This window comes from Hydrogenophaga sp. L99, from assembly GCF_058731905.1.
This window is the reverse complement of sequence record NZ_CM178972.1, coordinates 450,734-466,916: the sequence shown is the minus strand read 5'-3', so window position 1 is coordinate 466,916 and position 16,183 is coordinate 450,734. Positions and strand designations below refer to the sequence as shown.

Genomic DNA, 16,183 nt, shown 5'->3' with positions numbered 1-16,183 from the left:
CGAACGGGCCGGACGCTTCTTACAGGGACATATCCCCAGGCCCCTCAAAACCAAAACGTCGCTGTTGCGCGGTTTAATACAGGCCTCTCATCCCTTTTTATCGGATACCCATGCAAGCCACTTTCTCCCGCACCAAGCGCGCACTCTTGACCTGCGCCGTGCTCGCCGCAGGCACCGCCTTCACCGGCCTGGCCCAGGCGCAAAACGTCTTCCGCGTCACCACCATCCCCGAAGAAGCCGCCACCGAGCAGGTGCGCAAGTTCACCCCGCTGGCCAACTACCTGGAAAAAGCCCTGGGCGTGAAGGTGGAGTTCACCCCGGTGAGCGACTACCCCGCCGCCGTGGAAACGCTGGTGAACAAAAAAGTGGACCTGGTGTGGTTTGGCGGCTTCACCTTTGTGCAAGCCAACCTGCGCTCGGGCGGCAAAGTGGTGCCCCTGGCCCAACGCGAAGAAGACACGAAATTCCAGTCGGTCTTCATTGCCAAGACGGACTCGGGCATCAAAAGCCTGGCCGACATGAAGGGCAAGCAGATTTCCTTTGGCTCGCAAAGCAGCACCTCGGGCCACCTCATGCCCCGCAGCTTTTTGCTGCAAGCCAACATCAACCCGGAAAAAGATTTCCGCCGCATCGCTTACAGCGGCGCACACGACGCCACCATCGCTTCGGTGGTGAGCGGCAAGGTGGACGCGGCCGCGCTGGACATCACCGTGTGGAAGAAGTTTGTGAACGAAAACAAGGTGGACACACAAGCGGTGAACGTGTTCTTCACCACGCCGGGTTACTTCAACTACAACTGGTCGGTGCACGCCGACATGCCGGCCGCCATGCAGGCCAAGGTGAAAGCCGCCCTGCTGGCGCTGGACCCAGCCAACCCCGAGCACGCCGAAATCCTGCGTCTCAACCGCGCCACGCGCTACATCGCCACCACGCCCGAGAACTACAAGGGTCTGGAAACCGCTGCACGCAGCGCCGGCCTGCTCTGACCTGAACCCGAAGCTTCGTTTTGAAGATTGAACTGCTGGGCGCCAGCGCGCGCCACCCGGCCGCCCGCCCCGGGGCGGCGCCCGCGCTCAAAGGCTTGAACCTGCAACTCGCGGCTGGCGAACAGGTGGCAGTGATCGGCCCGTCAGGCGCCGGCAAAACCACGCTGCTGCAGGTGCTGGCCTGTGCCATGCCACCCACGGCGGGCACGCTGGCGCTGGACGGCGTGAACCCCTGGCAACTGCGGCGCAGCGCTTTGCAGCGCCTGCGCGGCGGCTTGTTTCTGGCACCCCAGGTGCCGCCGCTGCCGCCGCGCCAGCGTGTGGTCACGGCGGTGCTGGCCGGGCGTTTGCCGGCCATGGGTTTGCTGGCCAGCCTGCGTTCGCTGTTTTATCCCGCTGACATTCCCGCCGCGTTTGACGCGCTGGACCAATTTGACCTGGCCGACAAGTTGTTTGAGCGGGTCGACCGCCTCTCGGGCGGCGAGCGCCAGCGCGTGGGCCTGGCGCGCGCGCTGCTGGCGCCAGCCCGGCTCTGGCTGATTGATGAGCCGTTGTCCGCCCTCGACCCCACCCGCTCGCGCCAGGCCATCAGCACCTTGCTGGCGGGCGCGCGCGAACGCGGCACCGCCCTGGTGGCCACGCTGCACCAGGTGGACGTGGCGCTGGCGCACTTCCCGCGCATCATTGGCCTGCGCGACGGCGCGCTGGCCTTTGACCTGCCCGCCGCCGAGGTCACGCGCGCACGCCTGGCCCGGCTGTACGACCAGTTTGAACACGAACTGCGCGGCGATGCCCCCGCAGCCCCGCTGGACGCACCAGACCCCGGCCCGCAGCCGGTGGTGATGCACTGCAGGTAACCATGAGCCCCACCGCGCCGCTTCGCGTCACCCCCCGGCCAGGGGGGCGCAGCCAGCAACCCGGCCAAGCCGGTTCTGCGGCTGCTGCTGGGTAAAGGCGCCCCTCCATGGCTGAATTGCTTCTTCATCCTGCCCCCACCCGCGACCCGGCCTGGCTGGGCCGCGTGTTTTGGGCCAGCCTGTGCCTGGTGCTGCTGTGGCCGCTGGGCGTGGCCACCGAGTTCAAGCCCTGGGTGCTGCTGGAGCCTGAGAACGTCAAGATCAGTGCGCAGTTCATCGGCAGTTTCTGGCCGCTGGTTTTTGATGCCGAATTTCTGGCCATGGTCGCGCGCGAAACCTGGCGCACCGTGGCCATGGCCACCGCGGGCGTCACGCTGGCGCTGGTGGTGGCGGTGCCGCTCACGCTGCTCAACACGCGGGTGCTGTCCATTTCGGCGCTCTCGGGCCGCATGGCGCGCGGGCCTTACTGGCTGCGCCAGAGCGTGCGCTGGTTGTTGATTGTGTTGCGCAGCATTCCCGAGCTGGTGTGGGCGCTGGTGTTTGTGCGCGTGGTGGGTCTGGGGCCCACAGCAGGCGTGCTCGCCATTGCCCTCACCTACGGCGGCATGCTGGGCAAGGTGTACGGCGAGATTCTGGAAAGCGGCGAAACCCACGCCACTGAGACGCTGCTGCGCAACGGCAGCGGCCGCCTGCAAGCGTTTTTTTACGGTTTGCTGCCCACCAGCGCCGCCGAACTCACCAGCTACACCGTGTACCGCTGGGAATGCGCCATCCGCAGTTCGGTGGTGCTGGGTTTTGTGGGCGCGGGCGGCCTGGGGCAGCAGTTGGACAACTCCATGAAAATGTTTGAAGGCGGCGAAGTGGCCAGCATGCTGCTGGTGTTCATCGCGCTGGTGGCGCTGGCCGACCGGGTGAGCGCGTGGCTCAGGAAAGCACTCGGATGACCCGACCCCGCGCCGCCAACGACACCCACAAGCTGCCGCCACCGTTGTTTGACGCGCGGTGCAAGGCCTGCTGGTTCACGGCTGCCCTGCTGGTGTTGGTGGTGGCCAGCTTCTGGTCGCTCGACCTGCAGTGGGGCCAGTTCTTTTCAATGGACGCGGCACGCAGCATGGGCCGCTTTCTGGCCGAGTTTTTTCCGCCCGACACCTCGCCCGAGTTTCTGAGCAAAGTGGCACTGGGTGCCTGGGAAACGCTGGCCATGTCGGCCCTGGGCACGGTGCTGGCCGCTGGGGCCGGGCTGGCGCTGGCGCTGCCGGCCAGCCGTCTGCACCAGGACGACACCGCCTGGGCCCGCGCGCCCACCCGCCTGGTGCTGAACGCGCTGCGCAGCATCCCCGAGCTGGTGTGGGCCGCGCTGCTGCTCATTTCTGCCGGACTGGGCCCATTTGCCGGCACGCTGGCGCTCGCCTTTCACACCACCGGCGTGCTGGGCCGGCTGTTTGCCGAGGCCATTGAAAACACACCGCCTGGCCCCGGCGCGGCGCTGCGGGTGCAAGGTGTGGGCAATTTCAGGGTGTTCGTTTATGCCACCTTGCCGCAGGTGCTGCCCCAGCTGATGAGCTACACGCTGTACCGCTGGGAAAACAACATACGCGCCGCGGCCGTGCTGGGCGTGGTGGGCGCAGGCGGCCTGGGCCAGTTGCTGGCGTTTCACATGGGCCTGTTTCAGATGAACAAGACCGCCACCATCCTGGGCGCCATGCTGCTCATGGTGGCGGTGGTGGACGCAGCCAGCCACACGTCGCGCCGGCTGCTCACGCGCTGAACCCACGCCACACCGCCCATGGCCCTGCCGCTGCTCACCCATAGCCAAGCCTGGGCCCTGCTGGGGCTGGCCATTTTGATGGAGGTGGCGGGCACCACCTCGATGCGCCTGGCCGAAGGTTTCACGCGGCTCACCCCTTCGGTGATGATTTTTGTTTTCTACGGCATTTCCTTTGGCCTCAACACCATGATCATCCGCACGCTGGGCTTGAGCGTGGTGTACGGCGTGTGGTCTGGTGTGGGCACGGTGCTCACCGCGCTGATCGGCATTTACTACTTCAAAGAGCCGGCCACAGCCATCAAGATGGTGAGCATCGGGCTGATCGTGATCGGGGTGATGGGGCTGCATTCGGCCTCGCGGCTGCCTGCCGCATGAGGCTTCTGCCATGACCACCCTGCAACACAACCAACACAACGAAACCGCGCAACGCTTTTTGGCCATCCGCGCCCAGACGCGGGCACTGGCAGCGCCCTTGAGCGAGGCCGACTGCCAGGTGCAGTCCATGCCCGATGCCAGCCCAACCAAATGGCACCTGGCCCACGTGACCTGGTTCTTTGAGACATTTGTACTGGAACCATTTGAGCCGGACTTTCAGCCCTTTCACCCGGCTTTTCGCGTGCTGTTCAACAGCTATTACCAGGGCGTGGGCGATCAGCACCCAAGGCTCCAGCGCGGCCTGATCACGCGGCCCAGCCTGGCCGAGGTGCTCGCCTACCGGGACAACGTGGACGCACGCGTCACCGCGCTGCTCACCAGCGACGCCGAAAGCGCTGAACTGCGCGAGCGGGTGGCCCTGGGCCTGCAACACGAACAGCAGCACCAGGAGCTGCTGCTGACCGATATCAAGCACCTGCTTTCATGCAACCCGCTGGCGCCCGTGTACCGCGCCCCCTGTGCACAGGTGAGCGCAGCGCCAGCGCCGCATGCCTGGGTGGGCTTTGCAGGCGGTACCGCCACCGTGGGCCATGGTGGCGACGGCTTTTCTTTTGACAACGAAGGCCCGCAACATGCTGTGTTGTTGCCAACCTATGCCCTGGGCAACCGGCTGGTGACGCACGCCGAGTGGCTGGCGTTCATGGCCGATGGCGGCTACGCCCACCCACTCTGGTGGATGGCCGCCGGCTGGGACTGGGTGCGCACCCACGGTGTGGCCGCGCACCGCTGTATTGGCAGCAGGACGGCAACCCGGCGCTGCTCAGCGGCTGGACCCAATTCACCCTGCACGGACGGCTGCCCATCGACCCGCACAGCCCGGTGGTCCATGTCAGCTGGTTTGAGGCCGACGCGAATGCGCGCTGGCGCGCAGCACAAGACGGCGAACCGATCCGCTTGCCCACCGAAGCCGAATGGGAACACGCCGCGCAGTCGCTGGGCGAAGCGCTGCAGACACGGGGCAACTTTCTGGAAAGCGGCGCCCTACACCCCTTGCCGCAGACGCGCACCGATGCCGGGCTGCAGCAGATGGGCGGTGATGTGTGGGAATGGACCGGCAGCAGCTACCTGCCTTACCCCGGCTTCCGCGCCTGGACCGGTACCGTGGGCGAATACAACGGCAAGTTCATGGTGAACCAGATGGTGCTGCGCGGCGGCTCCTGCGCCACACCGCGCTCGCACATCCGCACCAGCTACCGCAACTTTTTCCCCACCGAAGCGCGCTGGCAGTTCAGCGGCCTGCGCCTGGCAAAAGACCTTTGAGCGAGGCTTCAGGCTGCGTGCAACGCACGCAGCGCCGTGGCCTGAGACAGGGTGTGCTGGTAGCCCGCTTCGATGGTGCGCTCACGAAATTCGAGCGACATACCGGCCCAGTAACCAAAGTCGGGCTTGAGCACGAGGTCGGCCAACGCGCCGTCGGCGTTCACCAGCGCCTGCTTGCGCAGGTCGTCGGCGTGGTAGCGCTCGGCGCCCTGCGGGGTTTGGGTGATGTGGGCCGAGGCGTCCACCGCCAGCACGCGCTGGGCGCCCAACGCGCGCGCCACCCGCACCGGCAGCGGGTTGATCCAGTCGGCGTCCACGTATTGCTGCCCCAGGATGCGCACGGGCGCAAACTGGCCTTCAATAGCGGCTGAAGCCTGCACCGCCAGGCCGACGTCGCCGGCGGTAAACGCGACCGCCACACGGCCGGCGCGCCGCGCCGCAACGCAGGCCATGGGCACGGGCATGGCTTCGAGCCGCTGCACCGGGCAGCGCTCGCGCACCAGCCCGGCAATGGCGCTGCCGCTGAGGTAGCCGTCGCCCCCCAGCGCCAGCCGCAGCAAGCGCCAGGGCTGCAGTTCCAGCGCAAGGGTTTCAATCTCGTTGGCACGCAGACCGGCTGCACACAGGCTGCCCAAGAGCGCACCGGCTGAGGCGCCCACGATGAGGTCGGGCGCCAGGCCCAGTTCTTCCAGCGCCTTGAGCACGCCCACATGCACAAAGCCTCGCGGCCCACCGGAGCTGAACACCCAGGCCGTGCGCACCGACTGGCGCAGGGGCTCGGCGCGCGGTGCGTCGGGGCCGTTGTGGTCTTGGTCGAGTCTGAAACTGCAGCCCGCCAGACCGGCCATGCCGGCTGCAGCGGCCAGCACAACGTGGCGTCGCAGCATCGGCATGGCGGGCTCTTGGGGCCGGGCCGTCAGGGCTGGCGCGCTTTGGCTTCGGCCACCGCCTTGGCCAGCGCTTCGCCGCTTTGGTAGTGCGGCACGCGCACCACCATGCGCTTGGCGCGTTGCACAAAGCTGTTGCTGCCTTTGACTTCTTCGTTCCAGTATTTTTCAGCCAGCGCCAGGTTGGCTTTTTCATCGAGTTCGAAGCCGTCTTTGCTGCCCTGGCCGCCAAAGATGTAGAGCTTGCCGTCGATCAGCTTCCAGGTGTCGGCGTCGCCGCCCCAGGGGATGCCATACACCACGCCGTTGGCGCAATAGCCGCCGTACTGCGGCAGGTAGCGCGCAGGGGCTTGGTCAAACGCGGCCTTGTGCTCGGCACTGGCGAAATAAAAGCTCACGCCCTCGTAGGTGCTCTTGAAGGACGGATTGCCCTGCACATAGGCGTTTTGGGTGAAATAGGCCACCACGTCGGCGCCCTTGAGCATGACGCGCGCATCGGGCGGTATCTCGACCGCGTTGACGGGCTTGAGCGTGGACGATGGGTTTTGGGCCGACATGGCACCACAACCAGCCAGCGCGAACAGGCCCAGTGACAGCGCAGCGGCCACAAGCGGGCGTTGCAGGTGGTGAAGAGCAGAGGTTTTCATGCGGGGATCTCGTGGTTGCAAAGGGGGGAAAGCGGCGGGTGCGAAGGCGCCAGTGCCGCGGCGTTGGTGAGAGCCGGAAGGGGTGGCGCGGGTTCCTGGCAGGGTGCGGGCCAGCCCAGCAGCGCGCTCGCAGCGGTGCAGCGCTGGTACAGATCGGCCTGGTCGCGCCCGCCCAGGTGCAAGATGCCGTACCGGTAACTGCCCAGCCACTTGAAGTCGCGTTCCATGGAGCCGCGCGGCTTGGGGTAGGCAAACAGCAGCGCGTCGGGAAACGCTTGAGCCAAGGCTTGCCGGCGGTGGGCGTCGGGCATGGCCACGGGCTGCTGGGCATCGAACACACGGTAGACAAAGCTGGCGGCCGCACCGGCCGTGGGCGCTGTGCGCGGCACGCTGGCCGGGACTTGTCCGTGGGCCAGCGCCAGCGAAACGGCGTGCAGATCGAGGCCTTGTGTGCGCAGGTAGAGGTCGGAAAACTGCGCGGCCATGCGCGGGTTGAACTCGATCACCGTGAGCCGGTCGGTGGGCGCGTCGTAAAAAAACTCCATGTTGAACAAGCCGTGGGTGAAGCCCACGGACTGCAAAAAGCGGCGCGCCACGTCCAGCGCCCGGGCCTGCACGCTGGCTGGCAGCTTGCTGGGCAGTTCAAAGCGCATGAAGGCCTGGGTGTTCGGGTACATCACCGCGTCCACCACGCCAATGGCGTGCACGTCGCCGTTGAAAACGTAACCGTCCAGATTGAACTGATCGGCCTGCACCGGCGCTTCCAGCAGCATGCGGTGGGCGCTGGGCAACCCGGGCCCCAGGCGCTGCTGCGCCATGCGTTCAAACGGCTCCACCAGGCGGCGGATCACCCACAGCTCCCAGGCGCCAAAGCGGGTGTGGCCGTGCAGTTCGGCGTGGTTGCGCACCTCGCGCGCCAGCACGGAAAAAGCGGCCTTCACCGGCTTGACGAACCGCGGGTACGCAATGCCCGGTGGAATGGGCGCGCCGTATTCGGCGTGCAACAAGTCGAATTCGAGGTTGGCCTCGGGCGCCACGCGCTGCAGCACCTGGCGCGCGTGCAGCTTGTGCTGGCAAGCCAGGATGGCGGCCACCGGCGTGCCGGGCCAGCCCATGCGCTCGGCCAGCAAGGCGGCAGCCAGTGCACCAAACTGCTCGTGGTTGGAGGTGACCGCCGTCCAGCCCTTGGCCTGGGCTTGACGGGCCAGGCGCTCCACGAGAGCGGGCCATGTCAAACCAGGCCAGGCGCGCGTTGCTGGGAAAAGAAAACAGGTCAAACCCCGCCTCGTCAAACACCATGCCCCGCGCAGCGCCAGCGCGTTGGTGGCCCACAGCGTCCCAGTCGTAATTGAAAAGCAGCAGGGTGCGTGGGCTTGAGGACATGCGGTCAGCGGGAGGGTATGGATACACCAGGGAGTAGTTTAGTCAGACGGCTGACCTCCCCGCTCCACTGGCACGCCACAGTATGTCGCACCACCGTCCTTTTTCTTACAGGGCAGTCCTGCTGGTCTTACCGGGGCACCAGGCGCAGCAGTTGGCCGTTGCGGTCGTCGGTCACCAAATAGACGAAGCCGTCGGGGCCTTCGCGCACATCACGCACGCGCTGGCCCAGGTCGGGCAGCAGCTTGTCTTCCTTCACCACGCGGGCGACGTCCAGCTCCAGGCGAGCCAGGTAGCGAAACTTGAGCGAACCCACCATCAGGCTGCCCTGCCAGGCTTTGCCGTAGCGCTCGCTGGTCACAAACGCCATGCCCGAGGGCGCAATGGACGGCGTCCACTGGTGCAGGGGTTGTTCCATGCCAGCTTTTTCGGTCAAGCCCTGACCAATGGTGCCGCCGCCGTAGTTTTCACCGTAGGTGATGACGGGCCAGCCGTAGTTTTTGCCAGCCTCGGGGCGGTTGATTTCGTCGCCGCCTTGCGGGCCGTGCTCACTGACCCACAAACGGCCGTCCGGCCCGAGCGTGGCGCCTTGCGGGTTGCGGTGGCCCAGGCTCCAGATCTCGGGCAGGGCGCCGGGGCGGTTGCGAAACGGGTTGTCGGGGTGGGCGCTGCCATCGGGCCGCAGTCGCACCACCTTGCCATGGTGGTTGTCCAGCGTCTGGGCGTCGTTCATGCGCTGGTAGCGGTCGCCCAGGGTGAGAAACAGGCTACCGTCGCCCGCTTGCACAATGCGGCAGCCAAAGTGCAACCGGCTGCTGAATTTGGGTTGCTGGCTGAAGATGACCTTGACGTTTTCCAGCCGGGTGGCGTCGGCAGACAGGCGGGCCGAGGCCAGTGCGGTGGAATTGCCGCTGCCCTGTGCCGCCGGTTCGCTGTAGCAAAAGTACAGCACACGGTTGCGGGCAAAGTCGCGATCGGTGATGAGGTCCAGCAGGCCGCCCTGCCCCACTGCGTCCACGGTGGGCACACCGGCCACGGGCTCGCTCAGCGTGCCGTTGGGCGCCACCACGCGCAGGCGCCCCGGCCGCTCGGTCACCAGCATGCGGCCGTCGCCCACAAAGGCCACCGCCCAGGGGTTTTGCAGGCCACTGGCCACCACCTCGGTGGTGACGCGCGTGGGCTGGGCCTGCACAGCGCCCGCGCTGAGCAAGCCCGCGCACACGGCCACAGCCGCAAAGAGCTGGCCTTTGCAGGCAGCGGGCCGGGCCGAGGATTCAGAGCGGATGAGGCGTTTCAGCATGAGGGATCTCCTTGGGGTGCGAGTACACAGCTTACCCATGGAGGCGCACGCTGGCGCGGGGTTCCCGCAAGCCCCCAGGAAAAACAAACGCTGAACGGCGGATCGTGCCGCAGGCGGTGTCAGACGCTGGGCAGGCCTTCCAGCAGATCGGCCAGTTCGTCGGCGTGCTCTTCTTCCACCGCCAGGATCTGCTTGAGCAGCACGCTGGTGGTGGGGTCATCGGTGCCCAGGTACTTGATCATGTCGCGGTAGCTGTCGATCGCAATGCGCTCGGCCACCAGGTCTTCCTGGATCATCTCGGACAGCGTCTCGCCGGCCACGTATTCGGCGTGGCTGCGGGCACTCAGGGTGTCAGGAGAAAAGTCGGGCTCGCCGCCCAGTTGCACGATGCGTGCGGCCAGCTTGTCCGCATGGCCTTGCTCTTCAATTGAATGGGTCAGAAACTCGGCGCCCACGCTTTGGCCATGGATGCCGCGCGCCATGAAATGGTGGCGCCGGTAGCGCAGCACACAGACGATTTCGGTCGCGAGCGCTTCGTTCAGCATCTTCAGCACACGGCTGCGGTCGGCGCTGTAGCCTGCGGTGACGGCACCGCGGCCCATGTGCTGGCGGGCTTGCTCCCGCAGGGTGGTTACGTCGGTGAGGGTGTGCTGGGTGGTCATGGGTGGGTTTCCTTGCGTGGGTTGTGCGGGTGGTGCGGCTCAGGCAACCGGCCTCATTGCTTGATCGTCAGCTCGTTTTTGACCGACGCAGCGCCCTCGGCCGCCCTGGCGATGCGCACGGCCTGATCGATCTGGCCCTGGTTGTTCACGAACCCGCTCAACTGCACTTCGCCGTTGAAGGTGAGCACGCTGATGTCAAAGCTCTTGATGTCGGCGTCGGCCAGCAGCGCCGTTTTCACACGGGTGGTGACCACGGTGTCGTCGATTTTTTCACCCACCGTGGTCGGCGCGCCCTTGAGGCTCAAACCATTCTCCACCTCGGTCACCCCCGACACACTGCGCGCCACGGCCAGCGCTTGGTCAATCTGGTTCTGGCTGTCGACAAAGCCACTGAGCTTCACCACGCCCTTGCGGGTTTCAACCTGCAAGTCAAAGCTTTTCACCAGGTCATCAGACACCAGCGCCGAACGGACGCCGGAGGTGATGACGGTGTCGTCCACCTGGGTGCCGATGGTGATGTCGGGCACCACGGCGGGCGGTGTTTCAACCGCCTTGCTGCAGCCCACGGCCAATGCGGTGGCCAGACCGAGGGTGATCAGAAGTAAGGGGGCGCGTATTTTCATGGGGCTCCTGGTGTGCAAAAAAACAGAAAGACAACGGTTCGAGACGCCCGGCAACGCAAGCGGGTCAGAGCACCTGCGATGCGCCGTGCTCTGGGGTTGTCGCTGTGGGCACGTTAGCTCGGCATGCCTTTCACGTCTGTGCGCCAGCAGACCCAAGACACATGCCCCAGACAACAGGAGGCGCCGCCAACAAAGCCACGCGGGAACCTCAACCGTCAACCCGTGGGCGCCGAGCGGGTGTTACGCTATTTGTCGAGGTGCTCAGGTTCCCAGGCCAAGCACCCGCACACCGGTCTTGCATCCACCACGGAGATAGCTTTTGGCATTCGAACCAGAAAACTCTGAACCGGCCAGCGACACCCCGCTGCAACAGATTGCGGCGTGCATTCCCGGCGCCTTCGTGCAAACCCGCATGGACCCAGCGGGGCAGGACCGCATCGCCCACATCAGTTACGGCTGTGCCGCGCTCTGGGAACTGGACAGCGCAGCCTTGATGAACAGCGTGGGCTTGCTGCGCAGCATGACCGAACCGCACGATGTGCCGCGCTTGCAGGCGTCCATCGCGTCCGCTGCTTCTTCGGGGCAGGACTGGTCGTTTGAATGGCGCATCACCACCCCATCAGGCCAGCGCAAATGGCTTCGCGGCGTGGGGCAGTGCCGGCTGGAAGCCGACGGTGCCGTGGTGCTGAACGCCTTTGTGAGCGACCTGACCGACAGCAAGCGCGGGCAGCAGGCCATGCTGGAGAGTGAGACGCGGTTTCGCCAGCTGCTCGAAGACATTCCCAATGTGTCGGTACAAGGCTACGGGCTGGACATGACCACCCGCTACTGGAACCGGGGCTCTGAGCATTTGTATGGTTACACCGCACAAGAGGCCATCGGTACCCCGCTGACCGATCTCATCATTCCGCCCCACATGCGCGAAGCGGTCGCGGGCGCGGTCGCAAAAATGACCCATTCCGGCCGTTCCATTCCCTCCGGTGACCTGACCCTGGTGCGCAAGGATGGCTCACCGGTGGACGTGTATTCCAGCCACGTCTACCTGGACATCCCCGGGCGCGAACCCGAGTTCTATTGCATCGACTTTGACCTGACCGAACGGCGCAACGCCGAGGCCTTGCGCGCGCAGCTGGAACTGCAACTGCGCGAGAGCCAGAAGATGGAGGCCCTGGGCACGCTCGCGGGCGGCGTGGCGCACGACTTCAACAACATCGTGGCCGCCATCATGGGCAACACGGCGCTGGCGCTGGACGACATACCCGAGCAGCATCCGGCCCACGTGAGCCTGCTCGAAATACGCAAGGCCAGCCACCGCGCGCGCACCCTGGTGCAGCAGATTCTGGCCTTCAGCCGGCGCCAGGTGATGGCGCGGCAGGTGATCAGCCTGCTGCCCGTGGTGGACGAGTCGGTGCGCCTGCTGCGTGCCACGCTGCCGGCGGGCGTTGTGCTGCGGGTGCACTGCGCGCCCGACACGCCGGCGGTGCTGGCCGACGCCACACAGATCGAGCAGGTGTTGCTCAACCTGTGCACCAACGCCTGGCAGGCGGTGCAAGACACCCCGGCCGGCGCGGTGGACGTGACCCTGTCCCGCCACGCCAGCCTGCCGCCTGAAGCCGGCCTGACCCCACCGGGGCCAGACCCCGAAGCCTGGACCTGCCTGCGCGTGAGCGACAACGGCATGGGCATGGACGAGGCAACCCGCGCGCGCATGTTTGAACCCTTTTTCACCACCAAGCCGCCCGGCAAAGGCACGGGTTTGGGGCTGGCGGTGGTGCACGGCATTTTGCGCGACCACCAGGCCGTGTTGGATGTGCGCAGTGCGCCGGGCCAAGGCTCCACCTTCACGATCTACCTGCCCGCCGCACCGGCCAGCGAGAGCCTGGGGCTGCCCGAACCGATGGCCGAAAGTCCGCGCGCCAGGCCGCCACACGGCTCAACCGCCCCCGCGAAGCGGCCCCATATCTTGTATGTGGACGACGACGACATGATCGTCTTCCTGATGCAGCGTCTGATGGAACGGGAGGGCTACCGCGCCTCGGTGTTCACCGATGCGGAGCAAGCACTGAGCGCGATCCGTGCGCCCGGTGCCACGTTTGACCTGGTGATCACCGACTACAACATGCCCGGCATGTCGGGCCTGAATTTGACCCGCGTGGTGCGGCAACTGCGGCCGGCGTTGCCCGTGGCCATCACGTCGGGCCACATCACGGAAGATCTGCAACAGCAAGCCCGCGCCCTTGGCGTGAGCGAGCTGATCTACAAACCCAACACCGTGGAAGAGCTGTTTGCGGCGGTGGACCGATTGGTGCGGCATATCGTGCCGGGCGCCACACCGGCCTGAGCGCTCAGCCCAGCGGTCGCTCAACCCAGCAGCGCGGCCAACCCGCCGTCGGCCTCAAACCGCTGGTTGCGGTAGATCAGCCGCGTGGGGCCTGGCCACACCCGTTCGGGCACGCTGTGGCGCGGGTCGCCGGGGTAGCAAATCACGCGGCAACCGGCTTCGTCAAACGGTTCGGGCGCAATCAATGCGGGCAGGCGGCTGCGCGCAGCGGCCAGCACCTGGGCCACACTGCCCAGGCGGCTGAACTGGCTCAGCGTCATGATCTGCGGTGGCGCCAGGTCGATCTCGCCCGCCCAGTAGCGTTCCAGCCCGGTGCGCGGCGCCAGCCACACGGCCTCGGTGGTTTCAAAGGTGCAGTGCTCAGTGGCCTGGCCGTGCGGCGCGGCGGCCACAAAAAACCGGGTGTCAAAGCGCTTGTTGGTGACCGAGGGCACGCGCGGCGTGATCCACCGCGACCAGGGCACCAGGCTGGAAGCGGCCAGCGGCAGGCCCAGCTGCTGCAGCGCGCCAGCAAAACCCAGGCCTGCCAGCGTGTGCGCCCGCACCTGCTGCACCAGGCCGGGTGCAGCCGCCACCTGACCCAACAACAGGCCGCACTCTTCAAAGGTTTCGCGCAGCGCAGCCACATGCAGGCCCAGGGCGGTGGGCAGGTCCAACCCGGGCTCGCCCAGGCCGTGCAGCAAGGCCTGCGCGGGCAGGTCGAGCGCCGCGGGGTCCACCTGCTGGTCGGCCGCATCGAGCTTGCCACCGGGGAACACATGCACCCCACCCAGCACGCCCGAATTGCCGTGCCGGCGCACCAGCAGCACATCCAGCCCGCTGGGGCCATCGCGCACCACCATCACGGTGGCAGACGGCACGGGCGGCGTGAGCACGGTGTCGGAATTGATCGGTATGGCCATGCGCGCATTGTCGTGCGGCAGGGCCCGCGGCCTTGGCACGCGCAAGACAGGTGGGCGGCATTCACCCCGGCCACACAGGGGCAATCGCCTGGCCGTGGCGCCCACTCTGGCAACTGGAAACAATGCACAGGCCAGTATGTTCTGGCCGTGTTGGAGTTTTGTCATGAAAAAGTTGTTGTTGTCTTGCGCGCTGGTGTTCTCGGGCGCGGCCATGGCACACGGTTGCCCCGGCGAAATGAAAGCGATTGATGCCAAGCTGCTGACCAAGCCCGCACTGGCTGCAGCCGACCAGGAAAAAGTGACCGCGCTGCGCAGCGACGGCGAGCGATTGCACAAAGCCGGTGACCACGCCGGGTCCATGAAAGCGCTGGGCGACGCCAAGAAGATCCTGGGCCTGTAAACTCCGCTCGCCTGGCCGGTGCATGACGCGCACCGCGCCGGGGGGTCTTTGCTGAAGACCTGAAAAATATGCGTTCAGTGGATTGAAAGACCCACGCCATTGCTAGGGGTGCCCCGGTTGTTTCGGGGCTGAGAAATACCCTTTAAACCTGATCTGGGTCATGCCAGCGTAGGGAAGCAAACACCGCCTCACCGCGCGTGCCCGCATCACCGCACCTGACATGCCCGCTTTTTTTACAAGGCCGCTGTATGTCACTGCCCGCTGATTGCGCCCCGCCCGCGCCAACCCACCCCGCCCGCCTTTCGTCCGCCGACCTGTGGGCTGACGTGCAAGCCGTGCGCCAGCAAGCGCCGCTGGTGCACAGCGTGACCAACTTCGTGGTGATGAATTTCAACGCCAACATGCTGTTGGCCGCGGGCGCCTCGCCCATCATGGCCCACGCGGTCGAAGAAGTGCCCGACATGGTGGCCATCGCCCAGGCCGTGGCGGTCAACATCGGCACGCTGGACGCGCAGTGGGTGCCGGCCATGGCGCTGGCGCTGCAAACGGCGCGGGCCCTGGGCAAACCGGCCGTGCTGGACCCAGTGGGCGCCGGGGCATCGGCCTACCGCAACCGCACCCTGGCGTACCTGCTCGCGCAAGGCCGGCCCGGCATCATCCGGGGCAACGCCTCGGAAATTTTGAGCCTGGCCGGCGTGGCGGGTGCGTCGCGCGGCGTAGACAGCGCGGCGGCTTCCAGCGACGCGCTGCACAGCGCACGCGCCTTGAGCGAGCAGTTCAACTCCGTGGTGTGCGTGTCGGGTGAAAAAGACTATGTGCTGGGGCCAGCGGGCGCCTGCGCCGTGCTGGCCAACGGCCACCCCTGGATGACCCGCGTGACCGGCGTGGGCTGCTCGGCCACCGCGTTGGTAGCGGCTTTTGCGGCGGTGCAGCCCAACGCCTGGCGGGCCTGCACATCGGCCATGGGCTTTCTGGGTGTGGCGGGCCAGCTGGCTGCGCGCCGGGTGGCTGAGCAAGGTGGCGGCGTGGGCAGCTACGCCGTGGCCTTGCTGGACGCGGTGGACCAGCTCAGCGAAGCCGATTTTCTGGCCACCCTGAGCCTGCAGGAAGGCCAGGCATGAGGCCACACCATCTGCGCGCCCAACTGGCGCTGTATTGGGTGACCGACCCCGCGGGTATGTTTGAAGCCACCTGGCTGCAACAGGTGCAAGCCGCCGTGCGCGGTGGCGTGAGCTGCGTGCAGCTGCGCAGCAAAACCGCCAGCACCCGTGACCTGGTGCGCTGGGGCCATGCGCTCAAAACACTGCTGGCCCCGCACGGCGTGCCGCTGGTCATCAACGACCGGCTGGACGTGGCCCTGGCGGTGAACGCCGAGGGCCTGCACCTGGGCCAGAGCGACCTGCTGCCCGCCGATGCGCGGCGGCTGATGCCCGCCCACATGTGGCTGGGCTGGTCGATTGAGCAGCTGGACCAGCTGCAATTGGCGCGGGTACAACCGGTGGACTACCTGGCCATCAGCCCGGTGTTTGCCACCCCCACCAAGGGCGACGCCGCCGAGCCGCTGGGGCTGGCGGGCTTGCGCTGGGCGCGCCAGCACACCGCTTTGCCACTGGTGGCCATTGGCGGCATGCACGCCGGCAGCCTGGCCGAGGTGGTGGCCGCCGGCGCCGACAGCGTGGCCGTGGTGCGCGCCATCAGCGACGCGCCCGACCCCGAGCACGCAGCGCAGGTGCTG

General features: G+C 66.6%; 15 protein-coding genes, 2 pseudogenes and 1 riboswitch. Of the genes and pseudogenes, 10 read left to right on the top strand and 7 right to left on the bottom strand.

The window, feature by feature from the left end; all coding sequences use genetic code 11:
• The first annotated feature begins 110 nt into the window (after positions 1-110).
• The 6 genes and pseudogenes from AC4QBL_RS02145 (at position 111) to egtB (ending at position 5,306) form a co-directional block, all read left to right on the top strand.
• Positions 111-986, top strand: a complete 876-nt coding sequence (locus tag AC4QBL_RS02145; protein WP_472899964.1) for a putative selenate ABC transporter substrate-binding protein — start codon at positions 111-113, stop codon at positions 984-986.
• Between the two features lie 20 nt (positions 987-1,006).
• A complete protein-coding gene (locus AC4QBL_RS02140) occupies positions 1,007-1,843 on the top strand; it encodes a phosphonate ABC transporter ATP-binding protein (protein WP_472899963.1) in 837 nt (278 codons plus the stop codon).
• Between the two features lie 107 nt (positions 1,844-1,950).
• Entirely contained in the window at positions 1,951-2,787 is an 837-nt protein-coding gene (locus AC4QBL_RS02135) for a PhnE/PtxC family ABC transporter permease (RefSeq protein ID WP_472899962.1), read from the top strand.
• Positions 2,784-3,611 carry a phosphonate ABC transporter, permease protein PhnE gene (gene phnE, locus AC4QBL_RS02130; protein WP_472899961.1) on the top strand — a complete coding sequence of 276 codons (828 nt, stop codon included), beginning with the start codon at positions 2,784-2,786 and terminating at the stop codon, positions 3,609-3,611. Before AC4QBL_RS02135 ends, phnE begins: the two co-directional genes overlap by 4 nt.
• An 18-nt stretch (positions 3,612-3,629) precedes the next feature.
• The gene (locus AC4QBL_RS02125) at positions 3,630-3,986 is read left to right on the top strand and encodes a DMT family transporter (RefSeq protein WP_472899960.1); all 357 of its coding nucleotides are present in this window, start codon (positions 3,630-3,632) and stop codon (positions 3,984-3,986) included.
• Between the two features lie 10 nt (positions 3,987-3,996).
• Positions 3,997-5,306: pseudogene (gene egtB, locus AC4QBL_RS02120) on the top strand (ergothioneine biosynthesis protein EgtB).
• A gap of 8 nt (positions 5,307-5,314) precedes the next feature.
• On the opposite strand, the gene AC4QBL_RS02115 reads toward egtB, so the two are convergent.
• The 6 genes from AC4QBL_RS02115 to AC4QBL_RS02090 form a co-directional block, all read right to left on the bottom strand.
• Positions 5,315-6,199, bottom strand: coding sequence for a patatin-like phospholipase family protein (locus AC4QBL_RS02115; protein WP_472907841.1), 885 nt, complete (start codon positions 6,197-6,199; stop codon positions 5,315-5,317).
• Positions 6,200-6,222: 23 nt separating this feature from the next.
• A complete protein-coding gene (locus tag AC4QBL_RS02110; RefSeq protein WP_472907842.1) occupies positions 6,223-6,840 on the bottom strand; it encodes a YHS domain-containing (seleno)protein in 618 nt (205 codons plus the stop codon).
• Positions 6,837-8,075, bottom strand: a complete 1,239-nt coding sequence (locus AC4QBL_RS02105; protein ID WP_472907843.1) for an ATP-grasp domain-containing protein — start codon at positions 8,073-8,075, stop codon at positions 6,837-6,839. Before AC4QBL_RS02105 ends, AC4QBL_RS02110 begins: the two co-directional genes overlap by 4 nt.
• 275 nt (positions 8,076-8,350) lie before the next feature.
• Complete coding sequence (locus AC4QBL_RS02100) at positions 8,351-9,520, bottom strand: PQQ-dependent sugar dehydrogenase (protein WP_472907844.1); 1,170 nt, start codon at positions 9,518-9,520, stop codon at positions 8,351-8,353.
• Between the two features lie 119 nt (positions 9,521-9,639).
• Positions 9,640-10,182, bottom strand: a complete 543-nt coding sequence (locus AC4QBL_RS02095; RefSeq protein WP_472899954.1) for a ferritin-like domain-containing protein — start codon at positions 10,180-10,182, stop codon at positions 9,640-9,642.
• A 53-nt stretch (positions 10,183-10,235) separates the two neighbouring features.
• Complete coding sequence (locus AC4QBL_RS02090; RefSeq protein WP_472907845.1) at positions 10,236-10,805, bottom strand: BON domain-containing protein; 570 nt, start codon at positions 10,803-10,805, stop codon at positions 10,236-10,238.
• Between the two features lie 319 nt (positions 10,806-11,124).
• Between AC4QBL_RS02090 and AC4QBL_RS02085 the strand changes: the two genes are divergently transcribed.
• Positions 11,125-13,146, top strand: a complete 2,022-nt coding sequence (locus AC4QBL_RS02085; RefSeq protein WP_472907846.1) for a hybrid sensor histidine kinase/response regulator — start codon at positions 11,125-11,127, stop codon at positions 13,144-13,146.
• A gap of 20 nt (positions 13,147-13,166) precedes the next feature.
• On the opposite strand, the gene AC4QBL_RS02080 is transcribed toward AC4QBL_RS02085, so the two are convergent.
• Complete coding sequence (locus tag AC4QBL_RS02080) at positions 13,167-14,048, bottom strand: NUDIX hydrolase (protein ID WP_472907847.1); 882 nt, start codon at positions 14,046-14,048, stop codon at positions 13,167-13,169.
• Between the two features lie 163 nt (positions 14,049-14,211).
• Between AC4QBL_RS02080 and AC4QBL_RS02075 the strand changes: the two genes are divergently transcribed.
• From AC4QBL_RS02075 to thiE, 3 genes and pseudogenes are all read left to right on the top strand, one after another.
• The gene (locus tag AC4QBL_RS02075) at positions 14,212-14,448 is read left to right on the top strand and encodes a PA2433 domain-containing protein (RefSeq protein ID WP_472899950.1); all 237 of its coding nucleotides are present in this window, start codon (positions 14,212-14,214) and stop codon (positions 14,446-14,448) included.
• A 94-nt stretch (positions 14,449-14,542) separates the two neighbouring features.
• A riboswitch (TPP riboswitch) is annotated at positions 14,543-14,640 on the top strand.
• A gap of 56 nt (positions 14,641-14,696) precedes the next feature.
• Positions 14,697-15,569 carry a hydroxyethylthiazole kinase gene (gene thiM, locus AC4QBL_RS02070; protein WP_472907848.1) on the top strand — a complete coding sequence of 291 codons (873 nt, stop codon included), beginning with the start codon at positions 14,697-14,699 and terminating at the stop codon, positions 15,567-15,569.
• Positions 15,566-16,120 (top strand): annotated as a pseudogene (gene thiE, locus AC4QBL_RS02065) (thiamine phosphate synthase); the annotation flags it as partial. The gene thiM and the pseudogene thiE, both read left to right, overlap by 4 nt.
• Positions 16,121-16,183: the final 63 nt, after the last annotated feature.